The sequence below is a fragment of the Pontibacterium granulatum genome, from assembly GCF_029961155.1.
Taxonomy (GTDB): Bacteria; Pseudomonadota; Gammaproteobacteria; order Pseudomonadales; family Balneatricaceae; genus Pontibacterium; species Pontibacterium granulatum.
The window spans coordinates 45,756-68,645 of sequence record NZ_JASBRH010000014.1 but is presented as its reverse complement, the minus strand read 5'-3'; the positions used below and the strand labels follow the sequence as shown (position 1 = coordinate 68,645).

General features: G+C 54.7%; 20 protein-coding genes. 13 read left to right on the top strand and 7 right to left on the bottom strand.

All coding sequences use genetic code 11. The features are described from left to right. Nucleotide 1: 1 nt before the first annotated feature. On the top strand, nucleotides 2–586 hold the full coding sequence (locus tag QKW35_RS13880) for an aminomethyltransferase family protein (protein WP_282353990.1): 585 nt from the start codon (nucleotides 2–4) through the stop codon (nucleotides 584–586). 28 nt (nucleotides 587–614) lie between these two features. Then, nucleotides 615–1,538, top strand: a complete 924-nt coding sequence (locus tag QKW35_RS13875) for a homoserine kinase (RefSeq protein ID WP_282353988.1) — start codon at nucleotides 615–617, stop codon at nucleotides 1,536–1,538. Between the two features lie 85 nt (nucleotides 1,539–1,623). Here QKW35_RS13875 and QKW35_RS13870 read toward each other — a convergent pair whose 3' ends face one another. Then, nucleotides 1,624–2,427 carry a FecR family protein gene (locus tag QKW35_RS13870; RefSeq protein WP_282353986.1) on the bottom strand — a complete coding sequence of 268 codons (804 nt, stop codon included), beginning with the start codon at nucleotides 2,425–2,427 and terminating at the stop codon, nucleotides 1,624–1,626. A 72-nt stretch (nucleotides 2,428–2,499) separates the two neighbouring features. Further along, nucleotides 2,500–4,512, bottom strand: a complete 2,013-nt coding sequence (uvrB, locus tag QKW35_RS13865; protein WP_282353985.1) for an excinuclease ABC subunit UvrB — start codon at nucleotides 4,510–4,512, stop codon at nucleotides 2,500–2,502. A 371-nt stretch (nucleotides 4,513–4,883) separates the two neighbouring features. On the opposite strand from uvrB, the gene QKW35_RS13860 reads away from it, so the two are divergent. Beyond that, nucleotides 4,884–6,071 carry a pyridoxal phosphate-dependent aminotransferase gene (locus tag QKW35_RS13860; protein WP_282353982.1) on the top strand — a complete coding sequence of 396 codons (1,188 nt, stop codon included), beginning with the start codon at nucleotides 4,884–4,886 and terminating at the stop codon, nucleotides 6,069–6,071. Nucleotides 6,072–6,257: 186 nt separating this feature from the next. Then, nucleotides 6,258–6,779, top strand: a complete 522-nt coding sequence (locus QKW35_RS13855; protein ID WP_282353978.1) for a hypothetical protein — start codon at nucleotides 6,258–6,260, stop codon at nucleotides 6,777–6,779. Between the two features lie 103 nt (nucleotides 6,780–6,882). Here the strand turns inward: QKW35_RS13855 and QKW35_RS13850 are convergent, their stop codons facing one another. The 3 genes from QKW35_RS13850 to QKW35_RS13840 all read right to left on the bottom strand — a co-directional run bounded on the left by QKW35_RS13850 (nucleotide 6,883) and on the right by QKW35_RS13840 (nucleotide 9,402). Beyond that, nucleotides 6,883–7,464 carry a hypothetical protein gene (locus QKW35_RS13850; protein WP_282353977.1) on the bottom strand — a complete coding sequence of 194 codons (582 nt, stop codon included), beginning with the start codon at nucleotides 7,462–7,464 and terminating at the stop codon, nucleotides 6,883–6,885. Between the two features lie 80 nt (nucleotides 7,465–7,544). Continuing rightward, entirely contained in the window at nucleotides 7,545–8,333 is a 789-nt protein-coding gene (locus QKW35_RS13845; RefSeq protein ID WP_282353976.1) for an alpha/beta fold hydrolase, read from the bottom strand. Beyond that, nucleotides 8,326–9,402, bottom strand: coding sequence for a M14 family zinc carboxypeptidase (locus QKW35_RS13840; RefSeq protein ID WP_282353975.1), 1,077 nt, complete (start codon nucleotides 9,400–9,402; stop codon nucleotides 8,326–8,328). The genes QKW35_RS13845 and QKW35_RS13840 overlap by 8 nt, the downstream gene beginning before the upstream one ends. 177 nt (nucleotides 9,403–9,579) lie before the next feature. Between QKW35_RS13840 and QKW35_RS13835 the strand changes: the two genes are divergently transcribed. Then, on the top strand, nucleotides 9,580–10,959 hold the full coding sequence (locus QKW35_RS13835; protein ID WP_282353973.1) for a class II fumarate hydratase: 1,380 nt from the start codon (nucleotides 9,580–9,582) through the stop codon (nucleotides 10,957–10,959). A gap of 56 nt (nucleotides 10,960–11,015) precedes the next feature. Here the strand turns inward: QKW35_RS13835 and QKW35_RS13830 are convergent, their stop codons facing one another. Together QKW35_RS13830 and QKW35_RS13825 are read right to left on the bottom strand one after the other, a co-directional pair. Continuing rightward, the gene (locus QKW35_RS13830; protein ID WP_282353971.1) at nucleotides 11,016–11,252 is read right to left on the bottom strand and encodes an HP1242/YdcH family protein; all 237 of its coding nucleotides are present in this window, start codon (nucleotides 11,250–11,252) and stop codon (nucleotides 11,016–11,018) included. 187 nt (nucleotides 11,253–11,439) lie between these two features. Further along, on the bottom strand, nucleotides 11,440–14,067 hold the full coding sequence (locus QKW35_RS13825) for a nitrate reductase (RefSeq protein ID WP_282353970.1): 2,628 nt from the start codon (nucleotides 14,065–14,067) through the stop codon (nucleotides 11,440–11,442). Nucleotides 14,068–14,285: 218 nt separating this feature from the next. Between QKW35_RS13825 and QKW35_RS13820 the strand changes: the two genes are divergently transcribed. The 8 genes from QKW35_RS13820 (at nucleotide 14,286) to QKW35_RS13785 (ending at nucleotide 22,812) form a co-directional block, all read left to right on the top strand. Next, nucleotides 14,286–14,900 (top strand): ANTAR domain-containing response regulator, encoded by a 615-nt coding sequence (locus QKW35_RS13820; protein ID WP_282353969.1) that lies wholly within the window; start codon nucleotides 14,286–14,288, stop codon nucleotides 14,898–14,900. A 19-nt stretch (nucleotides 14,901–14,919) separates the two neighbouring features. Then, a complete protein-coding gene (locus QKW35_RS13815) occupies nucleotides 14,920–15,957 on the top strand; it encodes a CmpA/NrtA family ABC transporter substrate-binding protein (RefSeq protein WP_282353967.1) in 1,038 nt (345 codons plus the stop codon). 120 nt (nucleotides 15,958–16,077) lie between these two features. Continuing rightward, entirely contained in the window at nucleotides 16,078–16,206 is a 129-nt protein-coding gene (locus QKW35_RS13810) for a hypothetical protein (RefSeq protein ID WP_282353966.1), read from the top strand. Between the two features lie 246 nt (nucleotides 16,207–16,452). Then, nucleotides 16,453–17,139 (top strand): flagellar brake domain-containing protein, encoded by a 687-nt coding sequence (locus QKW35_RS13805; RefSeq protein ID WP_282353963.1) that lies wholly within the window; start codon nucleotides 16,453–16,455, stop codon nucleotides 17,137–17,139. A gap of 603 nt (nucleotides 17,140–17,742) precedes the next feature. Next, nucleotides 17,743–19,122: a CmpA/NrtA family ABC transporter substrate-binding protein gene (locus QKW35_RS13800; RefSeq protein ID WP_282353961.1), complete on the top strand. Its 1,380-nt coding sequence runs from the start codon at nucleotides 17,743–17,745 to the stop codon at nucleotides 19,120–19,122. A 73-nt stretch (nucleotides 19,123–19,195) separates the two neighbouring features. Next, on the top strand, nucleotides 19,196–20,194 hold the full coding sequence (locus QKW35_RS13795) for an ABC transporter permease (RefSeq protein ID WP_282353959.1): 999 nt from the start codon (nucleotides 19,196–19,198) through the stop codon (nucleotides 20,192–20,194). 24 nt (nucleotides 20,195–20,218) lie between these two features. After that, nucleotides 20,219–21,145 (top strand): ABC transporter ATP-binding protein, encoded by a 927-nt coding sequence (locus tag QKW35_RS13790; protein ID WP_282353957.1) that lies wholly within the window; start codon nucleotides 20,219–20,221, stop codon nucleotides 21,143–21,145. Between the two features lie 197 nt (nucleotides 21,146–21,342). Next, nucleotides 21,343–22,812, top strand: coding sequence for a NarK family nitrate/nitrite MFS transporter (locus tag QKW35_RS13785; protein WP_282353954.1), 1,470 nt, complete (start codon nucleotides 21,343–21,345; stop codon nucleotides 22,810–22,812). The last annotated feature ends 78 nt before the right edge of the window (nucleotides 22,813–22,890 follow it).

The following is a 22,890-nucleotide window of genomic DNA, read 5'->3' as shown; positions in this document are numbered from 1 at the left end:
TATGGGAACGGTAGAAAGCATCACCAGCCGTCTGGTCCACATCAATCTGGCGATTCAGACCGATAACAACGCCGAAGTCGCATCCATCATGATGCGCGAACGCCCCTTTATCGGTGAACTCAACCTGGATATCGATCCGGACAACCTCTCCCTGCTGATCGCAGTGGGTGAAGTGATGGATGTGGCACAGCCGCTGACGGTCAGCCGTATCTCCCACGTCGGTTCACTGGCCATTCTGTGGCTGAATCAAACCCGTTGGCTGGTCCTACCACCACCGGGCAGCCATCTGTCAGTATCCCAGGCATTGCAGGATACGTTCGGCTCTGACCTGGCGCTGAAAGCAGAAGGTGATCTGGTACATGCGCGCCTGTCCGATGCAGCCATCAATACACTGCAACAGTGCGATGACAGCACCGGCGACGACAGCGTAAAACGCCTTGCTGAAGAGGGTGTCACCATCATGCAACCGTGCGATCAGCGCGAATACGATATCCTGGTGCGCGACCACTGCGCCGAGCGCCTGTGGCAATGGCTGAGCCAGCACCACCCGGAAACATCAACAGAAGACCAGGCAGCCAACGGCTGAAACGGACCGCAACAAACCAAGGAAATTTATGTCGATCTATACGGTAGTTGAACCCACTCAACTGGAAACCTATCTGGAGCAATACAGCATCGGTACGCTGGTCAGCTTTCAGGGGATCGAAGCCGGTGTGGAAAACACCAACTACTTTGTTACGACCAGCGAGGGCGAGTACGTCCTGACCCTGGTAGAGTCCGTCTCTGCTGACAAACTGCCCTTTATTCTGGGGTTTGTTGCCCACCTCGCTGAGTGCCAACTCGACGTTGCACAACCGATCCTGAACAACCAAGGCGAGCTGTTTGGCAGCCTGAACGATCGCCCTGCCGTCTTTATGCGTCGCCTCAACGGCGGCCCACTGGACACACCAAACCTGACACAATGCGCCGTTATCGGCGACACCCTCGCGCACAGCCACCAGGCCGCGTCTCAACTGGCGGCAGACGAATACACCCATCTGTATCAGTGGTGTAGCGAAGTGAGCGCCCGCGTATTGCCGAAGCTGGATGACACAGATAAGCAGCTCCTACAGGAAGCGGTGATGGATGCCGGTATGCTGCCGTGGACCAACCTGCCAACCGGCCCGATCCATGCGGACCTTTTCCCGGACAATGCCCTGTTCAATGGCGACGCCCTGGCCGGCCTGATCGACTTTTACCACGCCTGCTCTGCACCTTACCTGTACGACCTGGCCGTGACGCTGAACGCATGGTGTTACGACGAGCCAACCCAGACCTACGACCGCGAGAAGGCAGCCACCCTGCTCTCCAGTTACCAGGCGATACGTACACTGGACGAAGAGGAGCACAAGTGGCTGCATGAGATGCAGAAAGTCGCAGCCCTGCGTTTCTGGCTCTCTCGCCTGCGTGACAAGCTCTTCCCGAAAGATGGCGAGCTGATCACAGTAAAAGATCCAAACGGCAAGAAAGGCCTGCTGGAACTGCTCAGCCGCGCCTAACCCATTCGGTAACACAGACACAAAAAAAGCTGGTCCGCATCTGCTGACCAGCTTTTTTTATTTTTGAGGTTCTGAAAGACTGGGATCAGGAACCACCGGTTGCGCCCTGATCACCGCAAAGTGACCAAATTTTTGCCATATCCGCGTTCAATGCACCCAGTTCCGACCGCTCACTGCATGCCTTGGCATCAGCGTCTACTGGTATTTGCTCTGAAGAGCGAGGCTGTAATTGAGTACGGTGTTGCGGCGCAATGTATGGACCAACGTCATCAATTGCCAACATCGCCGGACGTGTATTGCTCACCATCAATGCCGATGATTCTCGTGTCAGTTCAAAGAACGCCCCCGGATCAACCTCGGCTTTACCAACTGCGGTATCCACATCGATACCACCACGTTCGACACCGCCCGCAACCCCCTCGCTGACATTATGGGTTTCGGCACAACAGCGATCACACATATACACTTCGTATACAGTGCCGCGTATACCTATCGTCGCCAGCACTGTCTGAAACTTGTAGTTATCCGGATTTGTTTTTCCGATCTTTCCGGTAATCGTACGCAACCCGCCCCGCAACAGCTGGAAAACAGCCTTGCCTTGCTCCGGCTTGCGTTGTTTGAACTCAAACTGCGCCAATTGCAATGCTGACTCTGGCTTCATATTCATCCTGGAACCATCGGCAAAGCGAATATGAAGGCGCCCTCGCACGCCTGTTTCCAGGCGATCTTTTTCATAGACATAAGCCCCTCGCTTCAGTGCGCGCGTTATGCCCTTAGCATTTACAGCTAGGTTATCGCCGTAACTCAGAATAACCTGGCCTACTGCCTCCATCGCAAAACTATTGAAGGATGCGGATAGCGCCAAAATCAGAACCATTAATCGCCACATGATTCGTCTCCATGAAAACAATCCAATATTGAACGCACATTACCCCAAGCACAGGAACCTGAGCAACTTCAATCAACCGCCGTGTTTCAGTTTCTCCAACTGGTCGCGGTAATGAGCCGCCAGCTCGAACTCCAGATTCTTGGCCGCTTCGTACATCTTGTCTTCCAGCTCCGTCATCAACTTCGCCTGCTGCGCCGGATTCATGGTTTGCGGATCAATCTCGTAATCACCCGCCTTATCAGCCACTTTCTTCGCGGCCTTAGCCGCCTTGCGGCCCGGAATAGTCGAAGCACCTTCCATAATGTCAGCCACGGACTTCTTGATACCTTTCGGCACGATACCGTGCTCTTCGTTGTGGGCCAGTTGCTTCTGGCGGCGACGCTCAGTCTCGTCCATAGCACGCTGCATGGATCCTGTCACTTTGTCGGCATACAGGATCGCCCGGCCATTCACGTTACGCGCGGCACGACCGATGGTCTGGATCATGGAAGTTTCGGAGCGCAGGAACCCCTCTTTGTCCGCATCCAGTATCGCCACCAACGCCACTTCCGGCATATCGATACCTTCCCGCAACAAGTTGATCCCCACCAGCACATCAAACTCACCGGTACGCAGATCACGGATGATCTCCACACGCTCGACCGTATCGATATCCGAGTGTAGGTAACGCACCTTCACACCGTGTTCATCCAGATATTCGGTCAGATCCTCCGCCATCCGCTTGGTCAAAACGGTCACCACTACGCGCTCTTTGTTGGCAACCACCTTATTGATCTCAGAGAGTAGATCATCCACCTGTGTGGTTGCCGGGCGGATCTCCACCACCGGGTCAACCAGACCGGTCGGGCGTACCACCTGCTCCACCACCTGCTGCTGGTTTGCCGCTTCGTACTTACTGGGTGTTGCCGATACAAAGATCATCTGTGGAGAGTTTTCCTCCCACTCCTCGAACTTCATCGGACGGTTATCCAACGCAGACGGCAGGCGGAAGCCATATTCCACCAACGTCTCCTTACGGCTACGGTCACCACGGTACATGGCGCCGATCTGGGGCACGGTTACGTGGGATTCGTCGATCACCAACAGGGCGTTGTCCGGTAGGTAGTCGAACAATGTCGGGGGCGCTTCGCCGGCATTACGGCCAGACAGGTAGCGGGAGTAGTTCTCGATGCCGGAGCAGTAACCCAGCTCCATGATCATCTCCATATCGTAGAGCGTGCGCTGCTCCAGGCGTTGAGCTTCCACCAACTTGTTGTTGTCACGCAGCTGCTTCAAGCGCCCGTGCAGCTCATCCTTGATTTTATCCACAGCCGCCACCAGCGTTTCGCGTGGTGTTACGTAGTGAGATTTCGGGTAGACAGTGGCACGCGGGACCTTCTTCAACACCTCTCCAGTGAGCGGGTCAAAGTAACTGAGCTGTTCCACCTCATCGTCAAACAGCTCGATTCGCAATGCTTCCTTCTCAGATTCCGCCGGAAACACATCGATCACATCACCACGTACGCGGTAGGTACCACGGTGCAGTTCGATATCGTTGCGGGTGTACTGCAATTCCGCCAGGCGACGCAGAATGGCGCGCTGATCGATCATGTCACCACGGTCGATATGCAACATCATACCCAGATACTGTTGCGGATCACCCAGACCGTAGATCGCCGACACGGTGGCCACAATGATCGCATCATCACGCTCCAGCAACGCCTTGGTCGCCGATAAACGCATCTGTTCGATATGGTCGTTGATGGACGCATCCTTTTCGATAAAGGTATCGGATGCGGCAACATAAGCTTCTGGCTGGTAATAATCGTAATAGGAGACGAAGTACTCCACTGCGTTATCCGGGAAAAACTCCCGGAACTCGCCGTAGAGCTGGGCTGCCAGGGTTTTGTTGTGCGCCATGATAATGGTCGGACGCTGTACCTGGGCAATCACGTTGGCTACGGTAAAAGTCTTACCTGAACCGGTTACCCCCAGCAACGTCTGCGAAGCCAAGCCCGACTCAATGCCATCCACGAGCCCGGCAATCGCTGCGGGCTGATCACCTGCAGGTTGAAAACTGGAGTGAACCTTAAAGCGCTCTTTCATCGTCTCTACTCAATCTGAACCAGCCGGACATTATACCCCCTTCAGCCAACATCTGCTGGGGTGAAAACGCGTCTTATTTCCTTAACAAACAGAACACTGTGTGCCCAGATACGGTGCACCCAAAGATCTACTAAATACACCAAAGTTTCTTTTTGGAACACATTCCCCTTTATTTGCGACAAAGTGCTAATTTTCTCCACCGAACACTTACAAGACGCAACGCTTATTCTGTATACTTTTGCAGTTATTTTTAGCGTCCGGACCGCTCGCCCCTAGCCGATAACTAAGTGCGGCCAGACGAAAGAAATTGCATTAACTATACTTCAGCGGCTCCCCTATATAACACGGGAACTCTCAAGAGGATTTTAGGATTGGACGTTCAACTTTCAGACCGCGTCAACAACATCAAACCATCCCCTACGCTGGCGGTAACTAACCGTGCAGCGGAACTGCGCGCGGCAGGCAAGAACATTATTGGCCTGGGTGCTGGCGAACCTGATTTCGACACCCCTGAACACATTAAAGCGGCTGCCATTGAAGCACTGCAGAACGGCTTCACCAAGTACACGGCCGTAGACGGCACTCCAGCCCTGAAGAATGCAATTATTGAAAAACTGAAACGTGACAACGGCCTGACCTACGCCCCAAACCAGATTCTGGTGTCCTGCGGCGGTAAGCAGAGCTTCTTCAACCTGTCCCTGGCGCTGCTGAACGAAGGCGACGAAGTGATCGTCCCTGCGCCATACTGGGTGTCTTACCCGGACATGGTAAAGATTGCTGATGCGGTGCCAGTGATCGTGACTACGACTCAGGAACAGCGTTTCAAGATGACTGCTGAACAACTGGACGCGGCGATCACCGACAAAACCAAACTGGTTGTGCTGAACAGCCCATCCAACCCAACCGGCGTTGCGTACACCCGCGAAGAGCTGGTTGCACTGGGTGAAGTACTGAAAAAGTACCCGAACGTACTGGTTGCGACTGACGACATGTACGAGCACATCCTGTTCACCGAAGAGCCATTCTGCAACATCCTGATGGCATGCCCTGAACTGTACGACCGTACGATCGTGCTGAACGGTGTATCTAAAGCTTACTCCATGACAGGCTGGCGTATCGGTTATGCGGCTGGCCCGCAGAAGCTGATTGGCGCGATGAAGAAGATCCAGTCTCAGAGCACCTCCAACCCTACCTCCATCTCTCAGGTAGGTGCACAGGCTGCACTGGAAGCATCCCAGGATTGCGTTGCCGAGATGGTTAAAGCATTCAAAGAGCGTCATAACTTCGTAGTAGACACTCTGAACGCAATTGACGGCGTTGAGTGCATCCCAGCGGATGGTACTTTCTACGCATTCCCAAGCTTCCAGCAGATCATCGACAACGATGACCGCTTTGAAGACGACATCGCCCTCGCAGAGTTCCTGCTGAACGAAGCAGGCGTTGCGCTGGTGCCGGGTTCCGCATTCGGTGCGCCGGGCAACATGCGACTGTCCTTCGCAACCAGCCTGGAAGTACTGGAAGACGCGCTGAGCCGTATTAAGAAAGCCATTGAAGGCTAAGCTTTCAGCCTCATAAAAAATACCCGCTACGGCGGGTATTTTTTTGCCTGTCTTTTTCCGCTCAATCCCTTCCTCGCAATAAACAGTCGCCTAACACCCTTTTCTACCGCATTCCAACGGCTGGACTATACTTTGGTTACTTTCGTAAGGATAAAAACAACTCGCAACAGAAAGTGGAGGTGAGGGATGAAACGCTTGGTATTCCTCGCGCCAACACTGGAGCAGGCGCAGAATGTCGTTGAAGACCTGCGGAAAATGGATATCCCAGACGAAAAAATGCATGTCGTGGCTAGAGACCATCAGATGCTGCAAGACGCCAACATTCACGAAGCGACCGAGATGGAAACCTCTGAGATCGAGTCCGATATGGACTGGGGCATGGTCAGTGGTGGCACCATTGGCGTTATTGCCGGACTGGCCGTTTTGGGAACCGCGCCTTTCGGACTGGTACTGGGCGGTGGTACATTGCTGACCCTGAGCCTGTTAGGCATCGGATTTGGTGGCTGGCTTGGCAAGATGATTGGTGAAGATACACCAAACGCTCTGATTGAAAAATATGAACATGCACTGGATGACGGACAGATCGTAATGATGGTTGATGTACCGGCAGAACGCCTGCCTGAGTTCCATCACATGATTCGCAAACATTGCCCTAAGGCACTGATCGAATCGGTTCATATCTTCCACGACGACCCGCTCGCTGCCTAGGTGATACAACCTACACACTGAGTCTTTAAACAAGACGCACAAACGGAAATACCTTCCGCGTAAAAAGGGCCACGTTGAGATGGCCCTTTTTAACACCCGCTAGCTACTGCACAGTGGCAGTTGGCAAATGAAACTCCATCTGCCGCATGCGAAAACGCCGGAAATCCACGCCGGGATGATTGCGCTGTATATACTGAATATCGCGCTCAGCTCCCGCCTTTACCCGCAAACTCACACCGCTACTGCCTTCCTCAAGGATACGGGCATTGCCGGTGTCCAGGTTCAGCTCACCGGCGTAAGTGTATTTTTCGGGATACACCCGAAAGCGGATATCCAGCGGGACATTCGAGCGGCGCACCGTCATCCAGCGGCGCAACTCCCATGCGGTAATACGGTAGTCCCCGGCCGGCAGCTCAATCAACTGCAGGTTACCCTGCAATTGTGGATAGTCGCTGTGGATGCGGCCATCCATCTCGGACTCAATCTCAAGCGTTCCGCGGTAATCTCCGCCAATCTGTTCAAACGAATAGCTTACAATCCAGGGATCAAAGCCGGACTTGGTCAGTGCCATCACCGCAACCCCTGTATTGGGACGCGAGCCATCAAGCGCCTGAGACGACGGCTGCACCGATGAACAGGCGGCAATCAATGCCACCAAGCTGAGACAGATCGCACGTATCAGCATAACCAGACCAACCCTGTCAGAATGTGAATCCCCACTACCTTAGCGGAATTTATGCGGCGGTTACATCGCTTTGAGTGGTTTTAGCGCGGTGCAGACAGTGGCAGCGGTGATTCGACCGTCAGGCCCAACCATTCGGCGATCCGCTCCACCACCCAAAGCGGATCGTCATGGGTCAGGTCATGGCCCGCATTGGGGTGCAGATGTACCCGGTTACCAAAGGCGGATGCCAGATGTTCTGAGCACGCCGGATTGACCAAATGATCCCCGCCTGAGGCCAGGATCAACGCTTCTTGTGTAAGATGATTGCCACTGATTGGGAGGTGGTAGTGGGCGGCAGCCTTTAGCTGATAGAGGAAATTCCGCCGCCGCACCGGGCACTCCCGCTGGTAGCGCAACCACTGCTGTAGCGTGGACTCGTGATCCTCCCGCACATTGCACGTAAGTCGGTAGATCATGCGTTCTCGCCGCTCCCTCGGCACCAGAAAAGCACAGAGTACCGACCACCACACCTGCCAGCGGATACGCTGCCAGACCGGGCTTAGATCGGCCAGACTGCTGTTTATCAGCACCAGGCCACGCACCTCATCGGGATAGCGTAACGCCCAGTCACAGGCAACCATCCCCCCCATCGAGAGCCCAAGCAGGTGAACCGCACCGTTTTTTGCGCCCTGAGCCCGCACACGATCGGTAATGTCGGCAATCTCATCCGGACTACACTCGTTACACAGCGCACCGTTACCGGGCAGATCGATACACTCAATAGAGCTGTGCGGCAACGACTGGGCCAACAGCTCGGTGAAGCCCCCCCAATGCCGACACTCCCGGGTCAGCCCCCGCATTAGAATCCAGCGACCTGCCACGTCAGTCATACCAGGCCTTTATCGCTTTGAGCTGTTGATGAGTTCGGCGTTTACCTTCCGGCAACCAGGCAGGTGCCGAGCGGGCAGCATGCATAAGGAATTCCAGCAACATCTGATGGCGCCGCAAAGCACGTTGTCGGCGATGGGGCACCAGTGGATTAAACAAGCCACTGAAACGGATCATCTGGCGCGGATTCTTCTTCACCCACAACCATGAACCGATCTCCAGGGTAAGTGGCAGGAACACGCGCTCTGGCGCATCAAGCGAACGCAGATAGAGAAAGTCCCACAGATCACCGTGACTAAGGTAGTGATCAAACTGTGGCTCCATCAGGTAGGTATGGTGGGGAAAGGTTTCGTCCAGCAGATCACTGAGGGAAGAGATTTCGGCCAGATGTTCCAGTGGTTCGGTGGAGCCCGCAAAGGGAAACCAGAGGCGATCACGCACGCCAAATCCAGAATGTACGTCTAAAACCATACTGAACGGCGCTGGAAACAGTTGCTGTTCCACCAACGTACAGAGAGCCTGTGCCTCATACTGCATCGGCGCACCCGGCTCACCACGATACCAAGGCAGATGGTGGCTAAAGCGCTGCCCCCCAACCATCCATGCTGCTGACTCGCGAGCATCCAGCGGAGCGTTACGCATGAGATCCACGCCATTACCATTGGCCCGCCACCCCTGCGCCATACCGATCGGATTCAACAGCGGTACAAACACCAGGCGCAGATGTTTTAGCTCTTCGTGTAAGGAGGCGTCCCACTGCAACCGTTTACAGAGATTTTCCAGAAACGCCAACAGGATCTGGGTACCGATACGCTCGACACCATGCACCCCACCCACCAACGCTACCACAGGGACATTTACCGCGCTGTTACCCATCACAACGCCGTGCACCGGCAGCACCTGATCGTTATGCACCAAGCGCGTCAGTACGTTGATTTTAAGGGAGTTGCCATAGGCCGAGATGAGCTGTTCCAGTCGCAACAGCTCAGGTAGATAACGTCGGCAGAAGTTGTAGTAGCTCTGTTGTGCGCCTTCATTGGGCTGCAGCAGCGCATCGACCTGTGTGTTCATTCGGCCACCGGGAGCGTCAGTTCGCAGGTTTCTGACTACAGTTTAGACAAGCCTCACAAAAGGCTGCGAAGAATAGACATCAACGAAGAAGAAAAGCCAACACCGTCTAACGGCGCTATCACTTCTCCGTTCTAAGCCACACTTTTTAATTCAATTCTAAACGTAGAGGGAGTCACTATGAGCACTACACGCATTGAACGGGACAGTATGGGCGAACTAGAGGTACCTGCCGATGCTCTGTATGGCGCCCAGACCCAACGCGCCGTCAACAACTTCCCGATCAGCGGCCAGGCGATGCCCGTGGCCTTCATCCGTGCTCTGCTGCTGATCAAATCTGCGGCGGCGATCAGTAACAGCCAACTTAAATGCCTGACCCAACCCCAGGCTGATGCCATTATCTCGGTCTGTTCAGAACTGCTGGCAAGCGAAGACCTGATGCAACATTTCCCGGTGGATGTGTTCCAGACCGGTTCGGGCACCAGCTCCAACATGAACGTCAACGAGGTGATAGCGACCCTCGCCTCCCGTAAGCTGGGCGAGACCATCAGTGCCAACGACCACGTTAACTTTGGTCAGAGCAGCAACGATGTGATCCCAAGTGCGGTCCATGTGAGTGCAGCTATACAGCTGGACCACGCATTGCTGCCCGCCCTGCGCCACCTGCTGAGCACCATCGAAACCAAAGCCGAGGCGGTGAAGGACTACTGTAAAACCGGTCGCACCCACCTGATGGATGCCATGCCGGTGCGCATGGACCAGTCCCTGCACGGTTGGGCAGCGCAGATCCGCCAAAACATCCAGAACCTGGAAGCGATGCAACCGGCGATCCAGACCCTGGCTCAGGGCGGCACCGCCGTGGGTACCGGCATCAATGCCCACCCGGATTTTGCCAGTGCCTTCAACAAAAACCTGAGCGGTCTGACCAACATCACCTTCAGACCGGGAGAGAACCTGTTCGCACTGATCGGCTCCCAGGATACCGCCGTGGCGCTGTCCGGACAGTTGAAGGCGACTGCTGTGTCGGTGATGAAGATCGCCAACGACCTGCGCTGGATGAACTCCGGCCCGCTGGCAGGCCTCGGCGAGATCTCGCTGGAAGCGCTGCAGCCAGGCTCCTCTATCATGCCGGGCAAGGTCAACCCGGTAATCCCGGAAGCGGCCGCAATGGTCGCCGCCCAGGTGATCGGTAATGACACCGCAATCACCCTCGGTGGCCAGTCCGGCAACTTCGAGCTGAACGTGATGCTACCGATGATCGCCTACAACCTGCTGAACAGCATCGAACTGCTGGCCAACAGCACCGCCCTGCTGGCCGACAAAGCGATCGCCAGCTTCACCGTCAACGAAGCGAAACTGACCGAAGCCCTGCACCAGAACCCGATTCTGGTGACCGCCCTGAACCCGATCATCGGGTATCTGAAAGCAGCGGAAATTGCAAAACAGGCTTACAAAGAGAAACGCGCCATTATCGATGTAGCCGAAGAAAACACCGACCTGTCTCGAGACGAGCTGGCCCGTCTGCTGGATCCAACCAAACTGACCAAGGGTGGACTTTAACCCGGACAAAAAAAATACCCGCTCAGTGGCGGGTATTTTCCGGTTGTGAAGCCGTATCAGTTAATCAGCATCTGATACAGTTTGTCTTTGAGCTGTACACGCTTCAGTTTGTGCTCCTCCTCGGTCTGCGTGGTCACAGGCTCGATTTCGGTTTCCATACGTTCCACGTCTTTGGTCAAATCATGATATTCGTTAAACAGGCGAGCAAAGTGTGCGTCAGTCATTTTCTTCTCGTGGATACGCTCACGCAGTTCTGGGAAGTCATGTACCAGGTCGTGGTGTTCGATGCTCATTAAGGTTCCCCTTCAGTCTAGTTCTCGTTCCTTGAGTTCAGTCTCCTCCTCCCCGCAGAGTGCGGCATTGACCGGCATCAACAATTATTCCGGCGCATAAAAAACGCCGTTTACGACGGGAAAACCTCTCCACATTCCCCCATCAAAAACGGCGTTGTTAAACAGTGTCAGAACCGCTCTGTACAGCCTATCCAGCCTTGGTGAAAAAGCCTTCCAACTCAGGGATGCAGGAACCACAATTGGTACCACATTTGAGTTTTTCACCCAGTGCTGCAGCCGATCCGCAGCCCTGTTTGATCGCTTTGTCGATGGCAGTGGTGCCCACTTGGTAACAGCTGCAGATAATAGTGCCCGGATCTTCCATCTCCACGTTGGTGGCGCTCAACAGATAGCGGTACTGCTGGCTGTCCAGGGATGGCTGGGTAAACAGCTGATCGATCCAGTCGGTGGATGGAAAACTGTTGTATGGCGTGATCAACAGCACCCAATTCAGGCGTCCGTGCAACAACCCGGCCGCCCGAAATGAACGACGGGCCGGATCCTCAATCCACAGGTCAGCTTCACCCAGATGGTCGATACACCAATGCTCCCAGCTGTCCACTCTATCCAGCCCCGCAATGTGGTAGGCGTCACAGTTGGTCTTCGGGATACGTGCCCAGTAATCCACCTCGGGTACCGAGATCGACTTGGCGGTGAGCAGCCAGCCTTCCCATTTCTCATTCAGCGGTTCCATCTGCACAGCAGCGTGCTTGGATTCCGGTTGCCCCGAAAGCGGATCGGTTACCGGGGCCACCAGCGCGCCCATCCGCCCCTGTGAGGTAAAGGCTTCGTTCCAGTGCATCGGCACGAAGATCTCACCTTTACGCTGCCCCTCTTCGATCCGGGCACGGGCAAAGTAGCTGGCCTGGCTGTTGGTCACTTTCACCAAGGTGCCGTTGCTGATATTGCGGATCGCCGCATCCCGTGGATGCACCTCTACAAAGGGCTCCTCGCGGTGATTGAACAGGCGTGGTGCGGTACCGGTGCGGGTCATGGTGTGCCACTGATCGCGAATACGGCCGGTATTCATCACCAGCGGCGTACGGTCGGTTGGCTTCTGCACCGGTGCCCGCGGAATGATCTCCACAAAACGGGCACGTCCGGATGGCGTAAAGAACCGGCCATCGCCAAACAGGCGCGAAGTACCTTCCGGTGTGTCCGTGGTAACCGGCCACTGTACCGGTTTCAGGTTGTCATAAGTAAAGCGGTCGATCCCGGCAAAGTAACTGATATCGAAATCGCGACTGCCATCGTTCTCGAAACCGGACAGTGCCGCGTGCTCGGCAAAAATCTCGTGGGGATGGCTGTAATTGAAGGCCTCCGCGTAACCCAGGCGTTTCGCGACTTCACACAGCGTCCACCAATCGTGACGGGCTTCTCCGGTGGCTGGGATCAGACCTCGCTGGCGGGATATACGGCGCTCGGAGTTGGTCACCGTGCCGTCTTTTTCACTCCAGCCGGTCGCTGGCAACAGGATATCCGCGTACTTGGCGGTATCGCTGCCGCTGACACACTCCGACACCACCACGGTTTCACACTTATCCAGCGCCCGCTTGATCTGGTCCGCATCCGGCAGACTCACGACCGGGTTAGTGGCCATGATCCAGACCGCTTTCACCTCGCCGCGCTCAATCGCCTGAAACAGCTCCACCGCTTTCAGACCCGGCTGAGTGGCCATATTCGGCGCCTGCCAGAAACGTCTCAGCCGATCGATAGAGACCTCGTCAAAGTCCATGTGCGCCGCCAGCTGGTTGGCCAGGCCACCCACTTCGCGACCGCCCATCGCATTGGGCTGGCCGGTCAGAGAGAACGGCCCCTGTCCCGGATGGCCGACACGGCCGGTTGCCAGGTGGCAGTTGGTAATTGCATTGACATTATCCACACCGCTGGCGGACTGGTTGGAGCCCTGAGAAAAGAAGGTGATCGTCTTTTCCGTGGCACCAAACCAGTTAAAGAAGGTGAGCAATGATTCCACCGGCAAATCACAATCTTCGGCCAGTTGGCGCGGATCACCGGCACTGTTTACCGCCGCGTCCAACGCATACTGAAAGCCATCGGTGTGACGGTTGATATAGTCCTGATCCAGATAGTCGTTACCCGCCAGCCAGCTAAGCAGGCCATTAAACAGGCGGGTATCACTGCCTGGTTTCAATGCCAGGTGCAGGTCCGCCAGACGGCACGTGGCTGTTTCACGCGGATCGATCACCACCACTTTCAGGTTTGGATTGGTCTTTTTCGCCTGAACCATACGCTGGAACAGGATCGGGTGGTTCCAGGCAGTGTTGGAGCCGACCAGCACAATCAGATCGGCTTTTTCTATATCGTCATAGCAGCCCGGCACGGTGTCGCTACCAAAGGCGCGTTTATGGCCAACCACCGTGGATGCCATACACAGGCGGGAGTTGGTGTCGATGTTTGCAGTACCAATAAATCCTTTCATCAGTTTATTGGCAACGTAATAGTCTTCGGTCAGCAGCTGACCCGACAGATACAGTGCAACAGAGTCAGGGCCGTGCTCCTCAATAGTGCGGACAAAGCGTTCAGCGACCTCATTCAGGGCATCATCCCAGTGCATTGGCAGGCCATCCACATAAGGCTTTAACAGGCGGCCATGACTGTCTAACGTCTCGTGCAAACTGGAACCTTTCACACACAGTCGGCCAATGTTGGCTGGATGATTCTTATCACCACGAACCCCGCTTACCTGCCCTGCATCCCGCATGATTTCTACACCACAGCCCACACCACAGTAAGGACAGGTTGTTTTAGAATTCATGTGAAACCTCCAAAAAAAAAGCCCGATACCAGGCCAGGAGAGACCGGTATCGGGCGACATTGCCCAGCAACTATAAACGTCTTAGTTAACGCAAAATGAAGCTCAGTTAACTCCAAACTCCATACACAGGTTTAGCAATGCTCGTGCCAACATTCGAAAAACATAAAGGCACATTTTTTGCAGAGTCTCTATCTCGCTCCAAATAGGTTAGGTAGTAGATGAAAGACTCCCGTTCACTCGATGTATTGATTATCGATGACGAACCCACCCGTGCCGATGCGCTGTTTGATGCCCTGAATGCGCTTGGTCATAAGGTGGTGTGTCACCTGTCCGATTCGCACCGACTCTGTGATCAGGTCAGCGAACTCAGCCCGGATATGGTGATTATCGATATGGACTCTCCCAATCGAGACACGCTCGAAAGCATGGCGGCCATGAGCCGCAGCAATCCACGCCCCATCGTTTTCTTCGCCGAAAAGGCCGACGACAGCGAAAGTATCTCCGCTGCAATCAGTGCCGGTGTCAGCGCCTATGTCGCCGACGGTCTGCAAACTGACCGGGTGAAAGCGATCATGGACACCGCCATCGCCCAGTTTGATGCCTTCCACTCCCTGCGCACCGAGCTGGAGAAGACCAAATCCCAGCTGTCGGAACGTAAGGTGGTTGAAAAGGCCAAGGGGATGCTGATGAAACATCAGGGATGTGATGAAGAGCAGGCGTATAAAACCCTGCGCAAGCTGGCGATGGATCGCAGCCAGAAACTGGTGGAGGTGGCCCAGAGCGTGATCGATATCCTGGAGCTCACTACCCTGCCGAACGCAGGCAAGCGGTAAGTACGAGGAACCACGAAGTATGAGTATTGCAACACCTGAAAAAACAGCCTTAAAACTAGGCTTCGTGCCGCTGCTGGATTGTGCGCCACTGGTTATCGCACGTGAAAAAGGTTTTTTTGCAACAGAAGGGCTTAACGTTGTTCTGTCACGTGAATCCAACTGGGCCAACATTCGCGACAAGGTCAGCTTTGGCCTGCTGGACGGTGCCCAGATGCTTTCACCGATGCCGCTGGCCGCCACACTGGGCCTTGGATCACGCCCCACACCGATGGTAACCGGGCTCGCCCTGAGCATGAACGGCAACGCCGTAACCCTTTCTGCCGAGCTGTATCGGGCACTGAGCCCACAGCTGCGCGACCGGCCCAACCCGGCCGAAGTGGGTAATGCCCTGAAACAATGGATCAGCACACTGCGCACCAAACCGGTGTTTGCTACCGTGTATCCCTACTCCTGCCAGCACTATCAGCTGCGCTACTGGCTCACCGCCAGCGGTATCAACCCCGATACCGATGTCACCCTGATTGCAGTGCCGCCAACCCAGATGATCAGCACCATGCATGACCGTATGATCGATGGTTATTGCGCCGGGGAGCCCTGGAACAGCCTGGCACAGCAATGCGGAGAAGGCACCGTCGCACTCACCGGCTATCAAATCTGGCCCGATTCGATCGAGAAAGTATTTGGTGTTACCCAACACTGGGCCGATGCCCACCCGAATACTCATGAAGCACTGATTCGGGCGCTGGTAAACGCCTGCGAGTGGCTCAGCCACAACGACAACCATGCAGAAGCTCTCGAGCTGCTCAGGCTGCCACCGTATCTGGATCAAAGTGCCATCCCATTGGGCCAGTCAGACACTGTGCTGCCGATTATGCAGTCGTTCTTTGGGCCTGGGGTGAACTGCCCATCCCTCAGCCATGCACACCTGATGCTTGAGCAGATGGAGCGCTGGGGTCAGTGGCACGGTGGCGATCGTGACCAGATCGCGCGGCAGGTCTACCGACACGACATCTATTCCAAAGCGCTGGGGCTGGAGCGTTTCTCGCAACACGCTTAAAAACAAATCAGGTCGGGAAACTAACATTGGTCAAGTTCCCGACCGATTTACTTGGTTACTATCCTAATCGCTCTCAACAACGATTAAACAAACACGCCTAAACAGCCATAAGGAGGTCATATGAGTTCATGTTGTGGTGTATGCGGTGGACAGGATACCGACGAAGTTAAGCAGCAGGAGCAGGCTGCAAACACCAGTGCCGACGAACAGCAGCCGGCGGATAAATCCGGACAAGATTCTGAAGCATAAGCCGTCCCAAATCAGGCGCTAATTCTCCCCTTTCCACGGCGCCTGATTCCCCTTTCCAAAAGCAAACGCCATCACACGCTTCGCTACCTCCACGCTCCCTCCGCCAACTGCCGCAATAAAAAATACCAGAGAATCCGCAAAATAATCCCAATGTATACAACCGTTTGTGACTACAACTTAAGAAAATAAAACAACACAACAAACGTCCGTTTAAACAAAACGAACGGATTGAAGGGGAACGAGCGGATGCAAAAACTGAACATTACACCCGTGGAGCAGTTACCGAACTTCAGGGCAGGAACCCGCATTCAGATCTCATCCCAGGACGGGAAACTACGCTTCATAACCTCGCTGGTCGGCATTGATGGCACTAACGTGATTGTCGCCCATCTCCCCACCACCGAAGAGCTGGAAGTGGGCCACTGCAAAATCCAGATGCCCTTACAGTGGTACGAAGCCTTCTTCAGGGTAAAAGAGAACCTGGTTATTCGACTCGTTGATAGGGGTGTGGTGTATGCCTTTGAGACATCCGTGATGGAAGTCGCAGGACACAAGAATCGCCTGTTAATGCTGAACTATCCGGAACGGATTTTCCTGCAGGATCTGCGACGAGAGCCCCGCTACCCTTGCACTCTGCTTTCACGGGTGTACTGCCGCAAGCAACTGTTTGAAGGCGTAATCAAAGATATCAGCCAGAGCGGCTGCCAGATACGCGTTCCACAAAGCGACCAGCTGGAAGCGTTTAAAAGCCTGCAGCAGTCAGGCTTGTGTATGGCATTTGAGATCCGCTTCCCCAATGAAAATAGCTATTACCTGTTTAAAGGGGATCTGATCTCCGTTCTGGCCCAGCCCTACGGCGTACGTTTGGGAATTGCCTTTAAATCCTCGTACCCCGAGGTTAAAGAGTATCTTGGCTCCTTAAGCCTTGATTAGGATCGTGAAAAATCGGAGCCGGACCGGCTCCGTTTTGTGACATCTGATGCTTATACAGTTTGCTTCACCACAAACCCATGACGGCTGCGGTTCACAAGGACCACCAGCAACAGCATTCCAGGAACTTCTACTCCCCCTGTTGCCGAGCGTCGCTCGGTAGGCCAACCAAACAGAGAGAGAACCTTCAAAAATCCCCCTATTTACCCTTCCCCCTGACGCGCAAACCTCACTGAAAACCTGATCTCATGACAGCGAATGTGGAAAACAACACATATGAGATTTCACATATCTACTCAGCCCTGCTCCTTTTTGGACCTTTTAACCTGCGCCAAAACGATGCTCTATTATAACCAATCGCCCTATGATGCAGCGCAGCAAAATCAATAAACCTGCACCAGCCAGGAGCAAAAAATACATAACCCATTGTTTTTATTAAACTTACAAAAACTGGCACGCCCTCTGCTATATCCAGAGCATCATATGCACCAATGACGGTGCGAGATAAACCACTGAACCGAATCAGGCAAAGGCGTCTGTTCACCCAGCTTTAAGGGCCGGGAGAACGACGCCTTTTTTATTTTTGGGTTATCAACGGAGATGGCTATGTCTAAGAAATCACACTCCCTGCTAAGTCGTGCTATTCGCACCGCAGTATTGGCTGCCAGCCTGGCTTCACTGCCTGCCATGGCTGAACTGGGCGAACCAGAAAAGGAAGATCTGAAGTTTGGCTTTATCAAGCTGACCGATATGGCGCCACTGGCGATCGCCTACGAAAAAGGTTACTTCGAGGATGAAGGCCTCTACGTACAGCTGGAAGCACAAGCAAACTGGAAGGTCCTGTTGGACCGTGTGATTGATGGACAGCTCGACGGCGCACATATGCTGGCGGGTCAGCCACTCGGCGCCACCATCGGTTTCGGTACTAAGGCCGATATCATCACCGCGTTCAGCATGGACCTGAACGGTAACGGCATCACCGTCTCCAACGACATCTGGAGCCAGATGAAGCAGCACGTACCGAATGGTCCGGACGGCAAACCGGTACACCCGATCAAGGCAGACGCCCTGAAACCGGTTGTGGAAAAGTATAAGGAGGAAGGTAAGCCGTTCAACATGGGTATGGTATTCCCGGTATCTACCCATAACTACGAGCTGCGCTACTGGCTGGCCGCGGGCGGTATCCACCCGGGTTACTACGCGCCTCACAAAGGCGACACCTCCGGTCAGATCGACGCTGATGCGCTGCTGTCCGTAACCCCTCCTCCGCAGATGCCGGCCACCATGGAAGCGGGCACGATCTACGGTTACTGCGTCGGTGAGCCATGGAACCAGCAGGCGGTGTTCAAAGGCATCGGCGTACCGGTTGTAACCGACTACGAGATCTGGAAAGACAACCCGGAGAAAGTATTCGGTGTATCCAAGCACTGGGCGGAAGAGTACCCAAACACCCATATCCGCGTGGTGAAAGCGATGATCCGTGCAGCCAAATGGCTGGATGAGAACAACAACGCCAACCGTCCGGAAGCGGTGAAGATCCTGTCCCAGTCCCAGTACGTGGGTGCAGACTACAATGTAATCGCCAACTCCATGACCGGCACCTTCGAATACGAGAAAGGCGACAAACGTGAAGTGCCGGACTTCAACGTATTCTTCCGTTACAACGCAACCTACCCGTACTACTCCGATGCAATCTGGTACCTGACCCAGATGCGCCGTTGGGGTCAGATCTCCGAGCAGAAACCGGACAGCTGGTACATGGACATTGCCAAGAAGGTTTACCGTCCTGACATCTACCGCAAAGCGGCTGAAGAGCTGATTGCAGACGGTGTAATTGCGGCAGACGAGTTCCCGGATTTTGCATCTGAATCCGGCTTCAAGAAGCCTCAGACCCACTTCATCGACGGTATCACCTATGACGGCACCAAGCCGAACGAGTACCTGAAGAAGTTTGAAATCGGTCTGAAAGACGATCAGAAGATCTGATCCTCTGCGCCTCCGGGCCGGGCATCGTCCGGGGGCGCCTTAGAGCGAGAGAGTAAGCGCGGGAGTATCCATTATGAGTCAATCATCTACCAACCTATTTAGTCCTGTACTGGCGATCTTCCAGAGCGAGAATCCAGGTGCGTCACTGCTGGGCTTTTTCAAGCAGCTGATTATGCCGGTGATCGGGATCCTGGTATTTCTGCTGATCTGGGACATCGGTGCAAAAAACATCCACACCTCTCTGGGTACCTTTCCCGGGCCTGTACAGGTTTACGAACAAACCCTCGGCCTGATCGACGAACACCAGGCTGAACGTCAGAAGGAACAGGCTTTCTACGAGCGTCAGGAACAACGTAACGCCAAGAAGCTGGCCAAGAACCCGGATGCGAAGGTAAAGATCCGTCCATACACCGGCAAACCGACGTTCTTCGATCAGATTGGCACCAGCCTGATAACCGTATTGTCCGGTTTTGTACTGGCCTCCCTGATCGCCATACCGGCAGGCATCATGATCGGCCTGAACCAGCCACTCTACTCTGCGCTGAACCCACTCATTCAGCTGTTTAAACCGGTGTCGCCGCTGGCATGGCTGCCACTGGTGACCATGGTGGTCAGCGCACTGTATGTCAGTAAAGACCCGATGTTCGCCAAATCCTTTGTCACCTCGCTGGTAACCGTATCCCTCTGCTGCCTGTGGCCTACGCTGCTGAACACCGCCGTGGGTGTCTCCGGTATCAGTAAGGATTTGCAGAACGTATCGCAGGTACTTCGCCTCTCTTTCATGACCCATGTGGTGAAGATCGTCCTGCCATCCTCCATCCCGATGATGTTTACCGGTCTGCGCCTCTCGCTGGGTATCGCCTGGATGGTACTGATCGCCGCGGAGATGCTGGCGCAGAACCCGGGCCTCGGTAAATTCGTTTGGGACGAGTTCCAGAACGGCAGCTCCAACTCCCTCGGTCGCATTATGGTGGCGGTGCTGGTGATCGGTCTGATTGGCTTCATGCTCGACCGCGTCATGCTGCAGATTCAGAAAAAGGTGTCCTGGGATAAGACTGCGGTACTTCGCTAATTCAACCTCACAAGGAGACGAATCATGACTACGACACATCTCGAACTGACCGGGGTTGATATTGAATTCCCAACCCCGAAAGGGTCGTTTAAGGCCCTGGACAACGTTAATTTAAAGATCAAAAAGGGCGAGTACATATCCCTGATCGGTCACTCCGGTTGTGGTAAATCCACCGTACTGAACATCGTCGCCGGTCTCTACCAGGCAACCAAAGGTGGCGTCCTGCTGGACGGCAAAGAAGTCAACGAGCCGGGGCCGGAGCGCGCGGTGGTATTCCAGAACCACTCCCTGCTGCCGTGGCTTACCGCCTATGAAAACGTCGAGCTGGCCGTGAAGCAGGTCTTCAAGGGCAAAAAAAGCAAGGCGGAAATGAAAGAGTGGATCGAGCACAACCTTGAACTGGTGCACATGACCCACGCCATGCACAAACGCCCGGATGAGATCTCCGGTGGTATGAAGCAGCGTGTGGGTATAGCCCGTGCGCTGGCGATGGAGCCGAAGGTATTGCTGATGGACGAGCCGTTTGGTGCACTGGATGCCCTGACCCGTGCCCACCTGCAGGACTCCCTGATGGAGATCCAGAACGAGCTGAACAATACCGTGATCATGATCACCCATGATGTCGATGAAGCGGTGCTGCTGTCTGATCGCATCGTAATGATGACCAATGGCCCGGAAGCAACCGTCGGTGAGATTCTGGAGATCGACCTGCCCCGCCCGCGCAACCGTATCGAGCTGGCGGACGATCCCCAGTACAACCACTACCGTGCCGCTGTGTTGAGCTTCCTGTACGAGAAACAGCGTAAGCCGGAAGAGAGCGACGCAGCTGCAAAACCGGCCAAAAAAGAAAAGCTGGCACGCAACCTGCAAAACGATACTACAGAAGAAACAACCGGCGCTGTTTCAACGGCTGAAACAACCACCGGTAACGACAAAGTTAAAGCGGCTTAAGCCCTAAACCCCATAAATATTGGGGATACAGCTTAAGTCAGGCAAAGCGGCCTCCCAATCCAGCCCGGTGCAATGGTGCACCACCAAGGCGCATTTACCGCTTCTGCCGCACAATTTTGAACAAAGGCGTTCATGCCCCGCCCCCTGCAAAGGGAGCGGGCTGAACGCCTTTTTGCGTTTTTATAGAGGGCACATTTATGCATGACAGCGGAAAACTTAACCTGCTTTCCTTCACGGGAAAGATGAAGATCCTGCACTTCAGTTGGATCGCATTCTTTATCACCTTCTTCGTCTGGTTTAACCACGCCCCCCTGCTGGGTTCCATCGCCGAATCCCTCGGCCTGACCAAGTCCGAAGTAAAAACCCTGCTGATCCTGAACGTGGCGCTGACCATCCCGGCCCGTATCATCATCGGCATGCTAACCGACAAATTCGGTCCACGCATCACGTATGCTGCGCTGCTGTTCCTCGCCAGCATTCCGTGTTTCATGTTCGCCCTCTCCGACAGCTTTATACAGGCCGCAATCTCCCGCTTCCTGCTGGGCTTCATCGGTGCCGGTTTCGTGATCGGTATCCGTATGGTAAGTGAGTGGTTCCCGGCCAACGAGCTAGGCACCGCAGAAGGCATCTACGGTGGCTGGGGTAACTTCGGTTCCGCAGCAGGCGCGATGACCCTGCCAACACTGGCGCTGTTGTTTGGTGGCGAAGACGGCTGGCGTTACGCCGTGGGCCTGAGCGGTGCATTCAGCCTGATCTTCAGCTTTATCTGGTACAAAAACGTATCCGATACGCCAAAAGGTTCCACCTACTTCAAACCGAAGAAGATCGGTGGATTGGAAGTGACCAGCAAGTCTGACTTTGCATTCCTGCTGATCATGAAGATCCCGATGTACGCTGCACTGGCGCTGCTGACCTGGAAACTGTCGCCAGCCGGTGTCTCCATGCTGTCTGACGCGGTCGCGCTGGGCATCTACCTGACCCTGAGCCTGATCTTCATTTATGACTGCTACAGCGCCTACAGCGTAAACCGCGAGATCTTCGAAAAGCCGGTACCGGAAGTCCACCAGTACAAATTCAAGCAGGTTGCGGTACTGAACGTACTCTACTTTGCCACCTTCGGCTCCGAGCTGGCGGTGGTTTCCATGCTGCCACTGTTCTTCGCCGACGTGTTCGAGTTGGATATGGTCTATGCAGGCCTGCTGGCATCCGCTTATGCATTCATGAACTTGATGTCCCGTCCGGGTGGCGGCTGGATAAGTGACCGCTTTGGCCGTAAGAAAACCCTGCTGATCCTGACAGCGGGTCTGGCAGTCGGTTACGCCACCATGTCGATGATCGATAGCTCCTGGCCACTGTTTCTGGCCGTAGGTGCCGCGATGGCCTGCTCCTTCTTCGTACAGGCAGGTGAAGGGGCGGTATTCGCCGTAGTACCGCTGATCAAACGTCGTCTGACCGGCCAGATCGCCGGTATGACCGGTGCCTACGGTAACGTGGGAGCGGTGTTCTACCTGACCGTGCTGTCCATGGTGAGCTACGAGATCTTCTTCAGCGTGATCGCCTGTACGGCGGTACTGGGCTTTATCGCCCTGCTGTTCCTGGAAGAACCTAAAGGCCACATGGCGGAAGTGAAAGAAGACGGCACCGTCGAACTGATCGAGGTTTCATAACCTGATCTGAATCGTTGGGCATCACTGCGTGATGACCAACCTACGCACAATGTAGGTTGGCCATCGCAACGCGATGCC

What these genes read in the sequence shown, in the direction of transcription:
- QKW35_RS13880 (WP_282353990.1), top strand. Translation starts at nt 2, where the DNA reads ATGGGAACGGTAGAAAGCATCACCAGCCGTCTGGTCCACATCAATCTG.
- QKW35_RS13875 (WP_282353988.1), top strand. Translation starts at nt 615, where the DNA reads ATGTCGATCTATACGGTAGTTGAACCCACTCAACTGGAAACCTATCTG.
- QKW35_RS13870 (WP_282353986.1), bottom strand. Translation starts at nt 2,427, where the DNA reads ATGTGGCGATTAATGGTTCTGATTTTGGCGCTATCCGCATCCTTCAAT.
- uvrB (WP_282353985.1), bottom strand. Translation starts at nt 4,512, where the DNA reads ATGAAAGAGCGCTTTAAGGTTCACTCCAGTTTTCAACCTGCAGGTGAT.
- QKW35_RS13855 (WP_282353978.1), top strand. Translation starts at nt 6,258, where the DNA reads ATGAAACGCTTGGTATTCCTCGCGCCAACACTGGAGCAGGCGCAGAAT.
- QKW35_RS13850 (WP_282353977.1), bottom strand. Translation starts at nt 7,464, where the DNA reads ATGCTGATACGTGCGATCTGTCTCAGCTTGGTGGCATTGATTGCCGCC.
- QKW35_RS13845 (WP_282353976.1), bottom strand. Translation starts at nt 8,333, where the DNA reads ATGACTGACGTGGCAGGTCGCTGGATTCTAATGCGGGGGCTGACCCGG.
- QKW35_RS13840 (WP_282353975.1), bottom strand. Translation starts at nt 9,402, where the DNA reads ATGAACACACAGGTCGATGCGCTGCTGCAGCCCAATGAAGGCGCACAA.
- QKW35_RS13835 (WP_282353973.1), top strand. Translation starts at nt 9,580, where the DNA reads ATGAGCACTACACGCATTGAACGGGACAGTATGGGCGAACTAGAGGTA.
- QKW35_RS13830 (WP_282353971.1), bottom strand. Translation starts at nt 11,252, where the DNA reads ATGAGCATCGAACACCACGACCTGGTACATGACTTCCCAGAACTGCGT.
- QKW35_RS13825 (WP_282353970.1), bottom strand. Translation starts at nt 14,067, where the DNA reads ATGAATTCTAAAACAACCTGTCCTTACTGTGGTGTGGGCTGTGGTGTA.
- QKW35_RS13820 (WP_282353969.1), top strand. Translation starts at nt 14,286, where the DNA reads ATGAAAGACTCCCGTTCACTCGATGTATTGATTATCGATGACGAACCC.
- QKW35_RS13815 (WP_282353967.1), top strand. Translation starts at nt 14,920, where the DNA reads ATGAGTATTGCAACACCTGAAAAAACAGCCTTAAAACTAGGCTTCGTG.
- QKW35_RS13810 (WP_282353966.1), top strand. Translation starts at nt 16,078, where the DNA reads ATGAGTTCATGTTGTGGTGTATGCGGTGGACAGGATACCGACGAAGTT.
- QKW35_RS13805 (WP_282353963.1), top strand. Translation starts at nt 16,453, where the DNA reads ATGCAAAAACTGAACATTACACCCGTGGAGCAGTTACCGAACTTCAGG.
- QKW35_RS13800 (WP_282353961.1), top strand. Translation starts at nt 17,743, where the DNA reads ATGTCTAAGAAATCACACTCCCTGCTAAGTCGTGCTATTCGCACCGCA.
- QKW35_RS13795 (WP_282353959.1), top strand. Translation starts at nt 19,196, where the DNA reads ATGAGTCAATCATCTACCAACCTATTTAGTCCTGTACTGGCGATCTTC.
- QKW35_RS13790 (WP_282353957.1), top strand. Translation starts at nt 20,219, where the DNA reads ATGACTACGACACATCTCGAACTGACCGGGGTTGATATTGAATTCCCA.
- QKW35_RS13785 (WP_282353954.1), top strand. Translation starts at nt 21,343, where the DNA reads ATGCATGACAGCGGAAAACTTAACCTGCTTTCCTTCACGGGAAAGATG.